This is a genomic window from Helicobacter sp. 13S00482-2, from assembly GCF_002272795.1.
In the GTDB taxonomy this organism is placed as follows: Bacteria; Campylobacterota; Campylobacteria; order Campylobacterales; family Helicobacteraceae; genus Helicobacter_J.
Genome location: NZ_MLAT01000001.1, coordinates 40,793 through 55,198 on the forward strand (window position 1 = coordinate 40,793; position 14,406 = coordinate 55,198).

12 protein-coding genes are annotated in these 14,406 nt (G+C 33.1%); 9 read left to right on the forward strand and 3 right to left on the reverse strand.

Features of this window, described 5'->3' with window-relative positions; translation table 11 throughout:
• Positions 1–25: 25 nt before the first annotated feature.
• A complete protein-coding gene (locus tag BKH42_RS00190) occupies positions 26–1,678 on the reverse strand; it encodes a cation:proton antiporter (RefSeq protein WP_095293592.1) in 1,653 nt (550 codons plus the stop codon).
• Positions 1,679–1,795: 117 nt separating this feature from the next.
• Here BKH42_RS00190 and BKH42_RS00195 point away from each other — a divergent pair, with 117 nt between their 5' ends.
• From BKH42_RS00195 to BKH42_RS00220, 6 genes are all read left to right on the forward strand, one after another.
• Complete coding sequence (locus BKH42_RS00195) at positions 1,796–3,295, forward strand: hypothetical protein (protein WP_095293593.1); 1,500 nt, start codon at positions 1,796–1,798, stop codon at positions 3,293–3,295.
• On the forward strand, positions 3,285–4,859 hold the full coding sequence (locus BKH42_RS00200) for a HAMP domain-containing sensor histidine kinase (protein ID WP_095293594.1): 1,575 nt from the start codon (positions 3,285–3,287) through the stop codon (positions 4,857–4,859). The genes BKH42_RS00195 and BKH42_RS00200 overlap by 11 nt, the downstream gene beginning before the upstream one ends.
• A complete protein-coding gene (locus BKH42_RS00205) occupies positions 4,846–5,511 on the forward strand; it encodes a response regulator (protein ID WP_095293595.1) in 666 nt (221 codons plus the stop codon). Before BKH42_RS00200 ends, BKH42_RS00205 begins: the two co-directional genes overlap by 14 nt.
• A gap of 126 nt (positions 5,512–5,637) precedes the next feature.
• Positions 5,638–6,951: a transcription termination factor Rho gene (gene rho / locus BKH42_RS00210; protein WP_095293596.1), complete on the forward strand. Its 1,314-nt coding sequence runs from the start codon at positions 5,638–5,640 to the stop codon at positions 6,949–6,951.
• Positions 6,952–6,957: 6 nt separating this feature from the next.
• Positions 6,958–7,731, forward strand: a complete 774-nt coding sequence (gene murI / locus BKH42_RS00215) for a glutamate racemase (protein WP_095293597.1) — start codon at positions 6,958–6,960, stop codon at positions 7,729–7,731.
• A 134-nt stretch (positions 7,732–7,865) separates the two neighbouring features.
• Positions 7,866–8,129 (forward strand): hypothetical protein, encoded by a 264-nt coding sequence (locus BKH42_RS00220; protein WP_095293598.1) that lies wholly within the window; start codon positions 7,866–7,868, stop codon positions 8,127–8,129.
• Here the strand turns inward: BKH42_RS00220 and BKH42_RS00225 are convergent.
• Positions 8,126–8,977 carry a HemK/PrmC family methyltransferase gene (locus BKH42_RS00225; RefSeq protein WP_095293599.1) on the reverse strand — a complete coding sequence of 284 codons (852 nt, stop codon included), beginning with the start codon at positions 8,975–8,977 and terminating at the stop codon, positions 8,126–8,128. The genes BKH42_RS00220 and BKH42_RS00225 overlap by 4 nt on opposite strands.
• A 1-nt stretch (position 8,978) precedes the next feature.
• Positions 8,979–10,193 (reverse strand): M48 family metallopeptidase, encoded by a 1,215-nt coding sequence (locus tag BKH42_RS00230; RefSeq protein WP_095293600.1) that lies wholly within the window; start codon positions 10,191–10,193, stop codon positions 8,979–8,981.
• Between the two features lie 121 nt (positions 10,194–10,314).
• Here BKH42_RS00230 and pyrG point away from each other — a divergent pair, with 121 nt between their 5' ends.
• The 3 genes from pyrG to BKH42_RS00245 are packed head-to-tail and all read left to right on the forward strand — an operon-like array spanning position 10,315 to position 14,395.
• A complete protein-coding gene (pyrG, locus tag BKH42_RS00235) occupies positions 10,315–11,955 on the forward strand; it encodes a CTP synthase (glutamine hydrolyzing) (RefSeq protein WP_095293601.1) in 1,641 nt (546 codons plus the stop codon).
• Complete coding sequence (gene recJ / locus BKH42_RS00240) at positions 11,952–13,523, forward strand: single-stranded-DNA-specific exonuclease RecJ (protein ID WP_095293602.1); 1,572 nt, start codon at positions 11,952–11,954, stop codon at positions 13,521–13,523. Before pyrG ends, recJ begins: the two co-directional genes overlap by 4 nt.
• Positions 13,511–14,395, forward strand: coding sequence for an RluA family pseudouridine synthase (locus tag BKH42_RS00245; protein WP_095293603.1), 885 nt, complete (start codon positions 13,511–13,513; stop codon positions 14,393–14,395). Before recJ ends, BKH42_RS00245 begins: the two co-directional genes overlap by 13 nt.
• Positions 14,396–14,406: the final 11 nt, after the last annotated feature.

Sequence of the window (14,406 nt, forward strand, 5' to 3'; positions counted from 1 at the left end):
TCCTTCTTTCTTAAAAAAAATATCTTTAGGGTTTTGAAAAATCAGAAAATGCATAAGAAGCAAGCAGGACAGCAATTTCTGTTTTACTATTAATACTATTGACTTTGAGTTTTTCTAGCTCTTCTTCCTCTGCTTTGCAATCAACTTTAGCGATAATATTTGCATTAGGGGCTAGGTCTAAAATTCTATCACAAATCACTTTGATAATGCTTGTATTATCTATGGTAATAATAATACATTTAGCAAAATCTAGTTTGAGTTTTTCCAAAAAATTCTCCTGTGTGATATTTCCAAAAATCACATTATCCTTTGCTTTTTCACCAATCTCAACTTGCCTGATATTATAATCCACTGCAAGATATCTCGCTTTATGCTCCTTTAGTATATTAACTACCTCAACTCCATAAGTTCCATAACCAACAACCACAATATGATTTTCCAATGGAATAGGAATCTGAACTGATTCATCTTTTTTAAGTCCATAGTTAATATTTTTTTTCAATAAATAACTCGAAATAGGATTTAGATATTTCAAGATAAAAGGAGTGATCATCATAGAAAAAATAACCATCAAAATTAAAAATTGATGAATGTCTCCAGGAAGAATATTTACGATTCCCCTATTTTGTAAATAGCCTATGAAGCCACTAGGATCAAAAATAAAAAGATTATTAGAGCTTGCATTCAAAAACACCGCAAAAGAAAATTCGCCTATCTGAGAGAGAGAAAGTGCAGTCTTTATAGAACTTTGAGAACTCCTAAAAATCTTTAATACCCAATAAATCAAGAGCACTTTAAATCCCATAACAAAAAAAAGCAAAAGCATAATAGCAAAAAACTCACTGAATAAAAATCTTAAATCTATCTGCATGCCAACTGTCACAAAAAATAAGCCTAAAAATATGTCTCTAAAGTGTTCTAAATCTGCTTGCACCTGATATTTGTAACGTGATTTTGAAATAACCATTCCCCCAATAAAAGCCCCCAAAGACATTGAGAACCCAAAATAATGACTGATGGCGGCTGCTCCAAAGACAATGAGTAAAACAGTCCCCATAAACAACTCGTGAAGTTTGCTATTTGCAGCGAGATTTAAAATCCTTGCAGCAAAATGCCTACCTGGCAATAAGAGAATCCCTAAGACAATAACCCCTGATATAAATGTCCTAACTAGCATACTTCCTAAGCCTGTATCTTCATTGCTCAGTATTGCCAAAATTAGCAATATGGGTATCACGGCAATATCTTGCATAATCAAAATGCCCACCACGCTTCTTCCTGTAACTGTGTTGAGCTGCTTATTTTCCTCAAAAAATTTCAACACAATAGCCGTAGATGAAAGCGAAAGAGCCATCGCAATAACTAATGAAAGAACCGAAGAGAGTCCAAAAATAAAATAACTCAATACAAAAAATAAAACACTAGTGAGTGCGACTTGCAAGATACCAAATATAAGCACTTCTTGCTTCATGGCACGAAGCCTATCAAAGCTAAATTCAAGCCCTATCATAAACATCAAAAACACGATTCCAAGTTCTGCAATATCTGAAAGTGTGCTTGATCCCTTAATGCCAAAAAGATACACTATCATAACGCCTGTGAGTATGTATCCAATAATGACAGGAATGTCAATTTTTTTAAGTATTAGATTCATTAATATAGAAATTCCAAGACCCACGACAATGACATAAAATGTATTTTCTATGATATTCTCCTTACTAAAGTTAAGAATTAAAACTTTTACTTTTTTGTTATAATACTACCAGATCAAGGCAATTTTATATTAAGGGATCCAATGGATTGTTCTTTGTTGTATGCGATTACACTCGATAAGCTTGAACAAGGCTTTTTGCAGTCAAAAAATATGATAGAATTCAATCAAAACATTATAGCAAATCTCTCCTCTGAACTCAAAAAAATCCTCCAAGAACACTCCTTAACTAGCAATGAAAAGAGCTGTAAAGAACACGTTAGAAAAGCCATTGCTGATTTCTATCGCAAAAATGGAATGAGCACATTCATACGCTTTGATAAAAATAAAAATATTGAAGTTTCCACAGTGGTAAGGGATCCTCAAAACAACCTTTGTGTATCCTTTTTGAGCCGATGGCTAGAAGAAAATAAAAAGAAATTTCGATCTAAAACCGCAGATACAAACCAAACCCTCTCTCAAGAAGAATTCAATGTAATTATAGAATATGCTAGAATGTGCGTGGATTTTAATAACGAGCTCCTTTTTAGAGATATTGTCAAAAATGCAATTCGTAGAACATTCAATCTGAACTCAAGGGATGGATTATTTTTCACTCAACTTGGAGCATATTTTAAAATTTTTGATTTTAAATTTGTAAAACTAAGTAATGAGATTCGGAGTATCCAAAAAATGAATTCCGCACGACTTCTTGATGATGGAGATAGACTTAAAATCAATGCTTATTTAAAAAAATATGATGTGAACAAAATGATTTTAGAGAGCATAGAATATGTATTGAATGCAAAAACGCATTTGCAAGGAATATCAAATATAAGTTTCTCAAAAAATTTCTTATTTTTTGTAACTCAAGATTTCAGGGCACATTTAGAAAAAATCTTAGATGGAAAGATACCAAGTATTCTGCAAACGTGTTTTGCCGAAGAAAAAATCAGGTCTTATAGAAATATTATTTTTGATAAAGTTGCTGATTTCGTGCTCCAAATGGTCTATAAAGGTTCTAGTGGTGCGAGAGATTTTATCGCATTTTATAATGGACAAACAATAAAAAATGAAGACGGCAAAGAGATTATCATTCCTCTCATAACAGATTCAAAGGGAGAACGCTGGAGTTTAGAAAAAATAGAAAACACCCTAACTCAAAAAAATGAAATCCAATGCAAAATAGACTCCCTAAAGGAAAATCATCAAAAAATCAGAGAAGTGGTGAATTTTATAGAAAAAGGTATTTTAAAAATACAAAAAGAAATTGATGAAAAAAATGAACTTCTTGAAAAAATTGATGCCTCCTACGAAAACAAAAAGAAACAAATCCACAATCTCAAAGCAGACGAAAAAGAAACTATCAGCTTGGAATTGGGAAAATATCTTGAAGAGAAAAAAATCCTACTGATGCAAGTTGAAGAACTAAATTTGCAAATCAATCAAAAAAAATTAAAAAAAATAGAATGCACACAAGAACTCAAAAATATCCAAGATGCGATTGAAACTCAAATAGAAGAAAACCAAATCAGGTTTATTCAGTATGATATGTTGGTGAGTGCTTTATCTGGTGCAATTGGAGGAATAAAACTTGAGCATTAATCATCAATCACGAACCAACAAAGAAAACATAGCACTCCAAACCAAAATGCTCATAGCGGTTATAACAATTGGATTTTTTCTAATCTGTATCACCTCATTTTTAGCCATAAGCGGATTGAAATACGATTATGAAGCAAATTTTCCAGGTCCTATCAAAGAAATACAAAAGCTTAAAAATATTCAGGATTTTTTTATCATCGACATCATGCACTACATCAATCAAAAAACAGATATATCTTCAAATAGAAATCAAATGCTTATTTTATGGAATCAATATAAAGAATATCGCAAACCTACTAGTAATTTTTTTGACTACTTCAAGAAAATTTATGGCAAAATATTTTGGCAAGAAAATTATCTAAAAATTATGCAATACACTGATCTAGAAGAACAAGAAGTGCAAAAAGTAGATAATATTATCAAGACCACCGATGCCCTATTTACTAAACTCTATAACAAAGAATCTAAAAATTACAAAGCAGATATTAAAATTCTCATAGGCCAAAGCGTTCAAATCAACCAACTCATTTCAAATGTTATTGCCTTGCATTTAAAAATTGTTATACTCAAAAACTCCTCAACCAATGTTATCTACAAAATAACCTTATTGCTTTTGATTATTTTTATGTTTGTAGTCATTTTTATGGTCTTATTTTTATCTAATTTAGTTCTGAAGTACATCAAAAGCATTAACGAAAAACTCCAAGAGAGAGTCAATCAAAAAACAAAAGAACTCAAAGAAATCAATAAAAACCTTCAAAAGACCATTGAAAGAGAAGTTGAAGAATCGCGAAAAAAAGATCAGATTATGTACCAACAAGCTCGTCTTGCGTCTATGGGAGAGATGATACAAAATATAGCTCACCAATGGAGACAGCCCTTAAATTCAATGATAATACTTATACAAAGCTTTAAGGTAAAATTCTACAATGGTAAGCTTGATAAAAAATTCATTGAGTCCCAAACAGAAGATGGAATACGAATCGCCAAAAATATGTCAGCAACAATAGAAAATTTTAGAAATTTTTTCCGTCCAAACAGAAATAAAAGTGAATATTCTATCAAAGAAACGATAGAGGACACGATTAAAATACTCAATCCTACTCTGGAGCAAAAAAATATTTCTGTCCATATTGATATGAATGAAGATATTTTATTTTATGGATATGAAAATGTACTCGCTCAAGTTTTTGCAAATCTAATAAAAAACTCTTATGATGCAATGACAGAACGAAACATAGAAAATCGGGAATGTGAATTCTCAATAAAAGTAGAATCTGAATATGTTTATATTGAAGTAAAAGATAATGCACAAGGAATAAAAAACGATTTTATTGATAAAATTTTCGATCCTTATTTCACAACCAAACATAAATCAGTTGGAACTGGAATTGGACTCTATATGACTAAAGAGATAATAGAAAAACAAATGTACGGCACAATTTCAGTCTCCAATTCAAATTGGATAAGTAAATTTTCTGGAAAAAGTTATTATGGGGCTATTTTTTTGATAAAATTACCCGTAAAACAAAATCAACAAAAGGATAAACATGGACAAATATAGCAATCTCAAGAATCTCACCGTTCTTTACGTAGAGGACGATGAAGATACCCAACGCATCACATCAATCGTGCTTGAGGACTATGTGGGTAGATTGATACTCGCTAGAAATGGTCAGGAAGCTCTGAATATTTTCGATACCCACAATATTGATATGATTTTAACTGACATCCTTATGCCAAAACTTAACGGAATTGAGCTCATCAAGGCTATTAGAAAGGGAAAAACCAATCCTCATTGCCCCGTGATTATCACAACTGCACACACTGAAGTTCCATACTTGTTGGATGCTATCAGTTTGAAAGTGGATGGTTATATTTTAAAGCCTCTAGATGTAGATGAGCTTTTGACAACTTTACAGAAGGCAATATTGCCAAAACTTCAAGCACTTGAGCTCGAATCTAAAAACCTTCTTATCAATGCTATTTCTGCATTTATTGGTGGTAAAAAAATAGAAATCATTAAATTCTTACTTGAGAATTGTGACAAAGATCATGTTTATTATGGGTCTTATGAAGATATCATTTCCCACTTGAATGTTTCAAAACCAACCATTGTAAAAACATTCAAGCAACTTATTGAAGTGGGACTTCTTATTAAGATCAAGAACAAGGTCTATAAAATCCACCCTGATGTCACCATAAAAGAGAGCTAATCGCTAAAAATATTGACTTTATATGCAAGGTTTGTATAAAATACAAACCTTGCATCACACAACTTCAAAAAATATCCAAGATCTAATTGCTATGCATTTGATTGAGGGAAACTTTCAAGGATATAAATGACCACAGAACAAAATTCCAATGCCTCAAAAAATAGAACTCATACACCCGTAGATGGTTATAGAATAGAAGAACTTCGAACCAAGCCTATGGAAAAACTTATTGACATAGCCAATAAACTTGAAATAGAAAATCCTCAAGAGTATAAACGTCAAGATCTGATGTTTGAAATATTGAAAACTCAAGTCAGACAAGGCGGGTACATACTCTTTACAGGGATTTTAGAGACAACCAACGAAGGCTATGGGTTTTTAAGAGGCATCGATGAAAATTTTACAGACAGTCAGAATGACACTTATGTGAGTCAATCTCAAATCAGACGTTTTGCCCTTAGAAATGGAGATATTGTAACTGGTCAGGTTCGATCTCCAAAAGATCAAGAAAGATACTATGCTTTATTAAAAATAGAAGCGATCAATTATCTGTCTTTGGAAGAGATAAAAAATCGTCCTCTATTTGACAACCTCACTCCTCTTTTCCCAACAGAACAAATCAAATTAGAATACGAACCCACAAAAGTTACTGGCAGAATGCTTGATCTTTTTAGTCCTATTGGAAAGGGACAAAGAGCCCTTATTGTTGCCCCTCCACGAACAGGAAAAACAGAACTGATGAAAGAACTTGCACATGGCATCACCTATAATCATCCTGAAATAGAGCTGATTGTTTTGCTAGTTGATGAGCGTCCAGAAGAGGTCACAGATATGCAAAGAAGCGTCAAAGGACAAGTGTTTAGCTCAACTTTTGATTTGCCTTCAACCAATCACATTCGAGTTGCAGAACTTGCATTAGAAAGAGCAAAACGCAGGATTGAAATGGGTAAAGATGTAGTTATTTTACTTGATTCTATCACTCGTTTAGCTAGAGCTTATAATGCTGTTACTCCTTCTAGTGGAAAAGTTTTAAGTGGGGGCGTAGATGCCAATGCTTTGCACAAGCCCAAAAGATTTTTTGGAGCGGCTAGAAATATTGAGCAAGGTGGGAGCTTGACAATCATCGCAACAGCACTCATAGAAACTGGATCAAGAATGGATGAAGTTATTTTTGAAGAATTCAAAGGAACGGGAAATAGCGAAATTGTACTAGCTAGGAATATCGCTGATAGAAGAATCTATCCTGCATTTGATATTCTTAAATCAGGAACCCGAAAAGATGAGCTTCTCTTGGGCAAAGATAAGCTAACAAAAATTTGGATGTTACGAAATGTAATGCAACAAATGGATGATATTGAAGCTCTAACCTTTATCTATTCAAAAATGCAAAAAACTAAAGACAATGAAGAATTCCTCAATATGATGAATGAAAAAGAGTAATATTAATTGAAAGCAGGTATATTTGATAGTGGTGTGGGCGGATTAACCGTTCTTAAAAGCATACTAGAAGCCAAAATGTTTGATGAAATCATCTATTATGGAGATACTGCTAGAGTTCCTTATGGGGTAAAAGATAAAGAAACAATTATTAAATTTTCTCTTCAAGCTCTTGAATTTTTTGCTTCTCATCAAATAGATATTCTTATTGTTGCCTGCAATACTGTAAGTGCATATGCTTTAGAGGAGATGCAAAAATCAAGTCCTGTGCCCGTAGTTGGTGTCATAGAACCTGGAGTTTGGGCACTGAAAAATAAAATAACCCATAAAGATGCATCTATTTTGGTTATTGGCACTAAGGCCACCATTGCCTCTTTGCAATATCAAGACAAGCTTAGAGTAAATGGCTACACATCTGTTCAAGGACTTGCTACTGGGCTCTTTGTTCCTATTATTGAAGAGGATATTAAAGATACTAAAGTACTAAAAGCAACAATGAAATATTATTTTTCTCATATCTCAATACCTCCTGAAGCTATCATCTTGGGCTGTACGCACTTCCCATTGATTACCTCATCTATTGATGAATACTTTAACCACCAAAGTATTCTTATCCATTCTGGAGAAGCCATCACTGATTATCTATACAGACACCATCAGATCTGTATGAATGCTATTTTAGGAGAAACAAAATTAAAGCTCTATGCCTCATCTTCTCCCTCTTCTTTGGAATTAATCGCAAATAAATGGCTTAATAGCCCCCAATCTTTTATTGCAGATTAGATTGAAAATTTTAATCATTTATATTAAAATTTAGCATAACCTCTTCAATAATTACTAATTTTATAATTTAGTTGCATTATATTAGAATTTTTTTGATAGAATTTAAAAATTTATTTCAGAAAAAGAGATCAGAAATGATTAAATTCGTTTTAATATTAGGGATATTTATTGCGGCGATATTTCTACTTATTCCAAACAGTGAAATATTAAACAATCTAGGCATTATCACTATAGCCATCTATTTTTTTGCAGGTGTTGGATATCTGTTGCTCATATTATTACTTTGGCTAATTTTTAATATAAAAAAAACACCTATTGAAATACTAGATGAATACATTCACAAAAAGATCTTTATAGCCCGTAAGCAACCAAAGCAAACAGATATTAATGATATTTAAGATTTCAATTCAGCTATAAAGCCTCTATCAAGACCACTGAAGTCCTTATAAAAAGTAGCCTTATACCCATGTTCTTTGAGGAATAAATCTAGAGATCCTCTCTGATCATAGCCTATCTCACACGCTAGAAATCTTACTTTTTTCTCATAAGCAAGTTTTATAATAGATTTTAATAATTCATCTCCTATGACCCCGCCAAATAAAGCGGTTTTTGGTTCATAAAGAACATTTTTTTCAAGCGGATAATCCTGAGCGATATAAGGAGGATTTGAAACTAAAATTTCAAAACTTCCTTCAACTCCATCAAGTAGATTTGTGCGAACAAGTTCTATCCTCTCTTGAAGTCTATTTGAACGGGTACTAAAAAAATCAATATTGGTTTGTGCAACTTCAATAGCCAACATGGAAATATCAGTCGCAGTGATATTTATATCTAAATAAAGGAGGCCTAGAATAACCGAGATGACACCGCTTCCTATACCAATTTCTGCAATATTCTTAATGTGATGTTCTATAATTAAAGGTTTAATTTTTTCTATAAGAATTTCTGTTTCAGGTCTAGGAATCAAAACCCTATTATCTACATAAAAGTTATACCCATAAAAACCAGCACTCTGAGTGATATACTCAATCGGTTCACCTGAGTTCCTTCTAGAAATACATTCTTTAAATATATCAAGCTCACAGGCTTCAATCTCTCTATCTCCCCAAGTATGGAGCCATTCCCTAGTGCAATCCATAGCAAAACTCAAAAGGAGCTCTGATTCAAGTCCAGCACGAATATTTTGATCACAACCCTTATTCAGAAATTCTCTTCTAGCATATGAAAGAGCCTCAAGAACATTCAATTCATTTCTCCATATGATAATCTAAAGCTCTAAGACGCTCTAGTAATGGAGGATGAGTATAATAAAAAAATATGTAAGCAGGATGAGAACAAGGGAAAGATTTATTTTCATTCACTAGCCTTATCAACGCTTCAGCAAGACATCTTTTATTTGTAAGATTGGATCCATATTCATCTGCACGATACTCAGCCTTCCTGCTAAAATATCCAATGATAGGCATTGCCCAAAAAGATACCACAGGAGAAATAAGCAACAAAAATACAATAGTGAGTCCTGAGCTTGGAAAAACACCTAATCCCTCAAACACAGAATCAGGAATACTTCCAGCAACAAAAAATAACACGAACAGGAGTATGCCCATAATGGTGATATTTTTGATGATATCTTTATGCTTAAAATGGCCTAGTTCATGTCCTAAAATAGCAAGAAGACCTTCTTGACTCACTTTTTGAAGCAATGTATCAAACAATACCACACGTTTAGATCTACCCAATCCTCCAAAATAAGCATTCAAACGCCCATCTCTTTTACTAGCATCCATTACAAAAATACCACTACTTTTAAACCCAACTTTCATCATCATTGACTCTATTTTTTTACTCAAAGCCTCATCATTTAATGGGGTAAATTTATTAAAAATAGGGGCTATAAGCGTTGGATAAAGAACATTTGCCAAGATTGCAATTCCAAAAATCAAAAAGAAACCATATAGCCACCAATAATAAAAATTCTGGATAATTTCTATGATAAGAAATACAACAATTCCGCCAATAACTATGAGCATCACAAGACTCTTGAGCAAATCTTTTAAATACAAGCTAAAAGAACTTTTATTAAACCCATACCTTTTATCTAGCACCATCTGGGTATAGTACCCTAGGGGTAGAGAAACTATAAACCCAATTAACAAAAACACCATCACATAAGCTAAAGAAATAATATTTTGGTTCTCTCCCCAATCTCTAGAGAGATCTTGAAGCCAACTCAAACCGACATAAACCCATAATATAAACATTACAGCATCAACGATGCTTGAAATATTTGAGAGCTTGAGCTTAGCCAAAGAATAATTAGCTGCATCTACATAATCATCAGGAGATAAGATAACAGGATCTTTTTTTAAACTGAGTCTTATGTGTTTTGACTGCAAGTAATTTAAAATGATATTTGGAATAGTGTAGAAAAATATATAAATGAACCCTAAAAAATAGAGCATAGAGACCTTTCGTTTTTTAAGATTTAGAAAATTCTACACTAAAAGCATAAATCCATACGAAATTAAATCGCTTTTAACCCCTAATTTATTAATATAATAAAAAAACTCTAAGGCCTAGTAAATGAAAAAAATGAAACAAACTAAATACATTTTTGTGACAGGAGGAGTATTGAGCTCCCTTGGAAAAGGAATTTCATCTTCTTCGATTGCAACACTACTCAAGCATTCTGGATATGATGTTTCTATCGTAAAGATTGATCCTTATATCAATGTGGATCCAGGCACAATGAGTCCATTAGAGCACGGTGAGGTGTTTGTAACTTTTGATGGGGCTGAGACAGATCTTGATATAGGACACTATGAAAGATTTCTCAATACCAACTTCTCTAAACAAAACAATTTCACAACAGGGCAAATTTATCTTTCTGTCATAGAAAATGAAAGACAAGGAAAATATTTGGGTAAAACCATTCAGATTGTTCCTCATATTGTTGATGAAATAAAACACAGAATCAAAAATGCTGGGAAAGGCAGTGATTTTTTAGTCGTAGAACTTGGAGGAACAGTCGGAGATATTGAAGGTATGCCATATCTAGAAGCAATGAGACAGATGAAACACGAACTAGGTAGTGATTTTGTCATCAGTATTCATGTGACATTGATTCCCTTAATAAGAGCCATTGGAGAACTCAAAACCAAGCCGACTCAACACTCTGTACAAGAGCTTCGTCGCATTGGAATCTCTCCGCAGATTATTTTAGCTCGTTGTGAAAAACCGCTCAGCAAGGATTTAAAGAAAAAATTAGCCTTAAGTTGTGATGTGGATGATGATAGCGTGATTGTCGCAGAAGATGCTGAAAGTATTTACAAATGCCCTATCAACTTTTTAAAAGAAGATATTCTTACTCCTGTCGCTAGAAGGTTTAAACTCGGGGAACTCAAACCAAAAATGGATGAATGGGATATGCTAGTAAAAAAAATTATTTCCCCAAAAAATTCCATCATGATTGGTTTTGTGGGAAAATATTTGAGCTTAAAAGAATCTTATAAATCCCTTACTGAAGCACTCACTCACGCTGGAGCAAATACAGATACACGCGTGAATATCAAATGGATAGATAGCGAAAATTTAGATAGCAAAACTCTTTTCGAACTTGAAGATGTAGATGGGATACTTATTCCAGGTGGGTTCGGAGAAAGAGGAGTAGATGGGAAAATGGAGGCCATCAAATATGCTAGAGAAAACAAGATTCCTTTTTTAGGGATTTGTCTTGGAATGCAATTGAGTATCGTTGAATTTGCTAGAAATGTTTTAAATATCAAAGATGCAAATTCAACTGAATTTGATACAAAAACAACAAACCCTTTGATTTATTTGATTGAAGATTTTATTGATCAACAAGGAAATGAGCAAATTCGCACTCACCAATCTCCTATGGGTGGCACAATGAGACTTGGAGAATATGAATGCAAAGTCAAAAAAGGATCCCAACTTGCTAAAGCATACAACAACTCTCTTTTAATAAAAGAAAGGCATCGTCACCGCTATGAAGCCAACCCAAAATATCGAATCTCATTAGAATCAAATGGAATGATAGTGAGCGGAGAATCATCTAGTGGGCTGATTGAAGCCATAGAGATTGAAAAACATCCTTTCTTTGTAGGGGTGCAATTCCATCCAGAATTTACCTCAAGACTCCAAAGTCCTAACCCCATCATACTAGAATTTGTGAAAAAAAGTTTGGAGTTTGCAGGAAAATGACTACCCCGCTTGACAAAAAAGAAATACGGCATTTGTTAGAGAATAGGTTTAAAGATGATCCTTATAACTCCATCAAACAGTTGCCTCACCCTAAAGAATTAAAAGATTCTCAATACGCTGCTAAAATTATTACAAAAGGTATGAAAGAAAACAAAAAAATCCTCATCGTGGGAGATTACGATGTAGATGGAATCACTTCAAGCGTTATAATGATGAAATTCTTTGATATGATTGAATATAAAAATGTAGATTACGTCATTCCCAATCGTTTTACTGATGGCTATGGAATCAGTCAATCCATCATTGAAAGAAATTTAGCTGATATTATCATCACTGTAGATAATGGAGTGAGTGCTTTTGAATGTGGTCAATATTGTTTAAAAATGGGTATCACGTTCATCATCACAGATCATCATATCATTAAAGAAAATCTCCCTCAAGCAGATGCGATTATCAATCCGCAACAAAAAAACTGTTCTTTTCCTCAAAAAGAAATTTGTGGAGCAACTATAGCGTGGTATCTATGCAATGCAATCAAGTTAGAAATGGGAATAGATATTCCAGTTGCAGATTTGCTTGACTTGGTTGCTATCGCAACAATTGCCGATATGATGCCATTAATCAAGATAAACAAACTCCTTGTGAAAGTTGGATTAAAAAAATTCCAAAACTCTCCCTCCCCTTATGCTAACTTACTAAAGACCTTTACCAAAAAAAAATTCATCACCTCTGAAGATGTTGCCTTTTATATCGCACCTTTGATAAATAGTGCAGGCAGAATGGGGGATGGAAAAATAGCAGCAGAATTTCTGCTTAGCCAAAGACAAAATAACGCTAAAGAATTATTTGATAAATTAATTCAACTCAATAAAAAAAGAAAAGTCATTGCACAAGAAATCCTAACTCAAAGCGAAAACTCTTCTCTTATATGTGATAACTGTATCATTTCTTATGGAGAAAATTGGCACGAGGGGGTATTGGGGATTGTGGCAGCAAACCTAGCAAAAAATCACAAAAAACCTGCGATTGTATTGAGTAAAAAAGGAGACATTTTAAAAGGAAGTGCTAGAAGTTATGGGAATATCAATCTTATAGCAACCTTGCAAACCCATAGTCATTTTTTCCTAGAATTTGGAGGACACAACAAGGCAGTGGGATTAAAAATGAAGGAAGAAAATCTTGAAAAATTCTTTCAAGCTATGAGTGAATTCCAAATGCCTGAATGTGCGGAAGAAGAAAATCCAGAGATATTAGGAATGATTGACATCAAAGATATAGATGAAGCCCTTCTTGATATGCTAGAAGAGTTTCAACCTTATGGGCAAGGGAACCCAACCCCTATCTTTATCTCAGAAAATCTTAGAATTTCTTCAAGCACATCCATCAAATCCTTACATCAAAGTCTTGATTTGAGCTCAGATACAAGCACAAAAAAAGCGATAAATTTTTTTGCCAAAACATTTTTTGAACCAAACGAATATGTGGATGTTAGCTTCAATTTACAAAAAGATAATTTTAGCAATGAAGCAGTGATGATATTAAAAACGATCCAAAAATGCCCTTCGTGACTAAAACTTTTCATTTAGATACCTCAAAGAAGGCTTTTTTATTTATTATGGAAGTTTTGGGTTGTTCGCAAAAACAAGCTCAAAAGCATCTTGATAAAAATAGACTCAAGCAAAACCATCTCCCTATTCATAAATCGCAGAGCATCATAGGGGATGTTTCGCTGACCTATTTTAAGCCCACATCTTTAAATTTAGAACCTATTTTTATCACTCCTTATTTTGTTATCTATGATAAACCACCCAATCTTTTAGTACATCCAAAAGGTTATTTTGAACATTTTAGCTTATGTGATGAGATTAAAGCCCGTTTTGGAAAAGAGGCTAATCCCATCCATAGGCTTGATTATGAAACAAGCGGTTTAATTATGGCAAGTATAGATAAAAAATTTGAAGCAGAATTAAAGGGTCTTTTTGAGAATAAAAAAATTTATAAAACCTATAGCGCTATCACAGAAGGAAAAATAAGCTCTCCTCAAATCATAAATCTTCCTATTTGTGTTCCTAATAAAATAACTAAATATCAAGATTTAGGCATCAAATGCAAAATATCAAGCAATGGCAAACCTGCTCTCACAAAAATATTTCCTCTTAATTATAATGAAGAAAAAAATATGACCTTACTAAAAGTAATCCCTATCACAGGCAGAACCCATCAAATTCGCATACATCTTGCAGAAATCGGGCATAAAATTGTAGGAGAACCTCTTTATGGTGTTAGCGAACAAAAAGCTAGAGAGTATTTGAATAATAAATTCTCTACTAGTTCTCCTAGCTTAATGCTCCACGCACAAAGTTTAGATTTTAAATATAAAAATATTTCTTATCATATCAAGAGTCATAAATACCTAGATTTTCCAAATATAAAAAAATAAAATCAATTCCT

Coding starts and splice junctions, on each gene's coding strand:
- BKH42_RS00195 (WP_095293593.1), top strand. CDS start 1,796: ATGGATTGTTCTTTGTTGTATGCGATTACACTCGATAAGCTTGAACAA.
- BKH42_RS00205 (WP_095293595.1), top strand. CDS start 4,846: ATGGACAAATATAGCAATCTCAAGAATCTCACCGTTCTTTACGTAGAG.
- rho (WP_095293596.1), top strand. CDS start 5,638: ATGACCACAGAACAAAATTCCAATGCCTCAAAAAATAGAACTCATACA.
- BKH42_RS00220 (WP_095293598.1), top strand. CDS start 7,866: ATGATTAAATTCGTTTTAATATTAGGGATATTTATTGCGGCGATATTT.
- BKH42_RS00230 (WP_095293600.1), bottom strand. CDS start 10,193: ATGCTCTATTTTTTAGGGTTCATTTATATATTTTTCTACACTATTCCA.
- pyrG (WP_095293601.1), top strand. CDS start 10,315: ATGAAAAAAATGAAACAAACTAAATACATTTTTGTGACAGGAGGAGTA.
- recJ (WP_095293602.1), top strand. CDS start 11,952: ATGACTACCCCGCTTGACAAAAAAGAAATACGGCATTTGTTAGAGAAT.
- BKH42_RS00245 (WP_095293603.1), top strand. CDS start 13,511: ATGCCCTTCGTGACTAAAACTTTTCATTTAGATACCTCAAAGAAGGCT.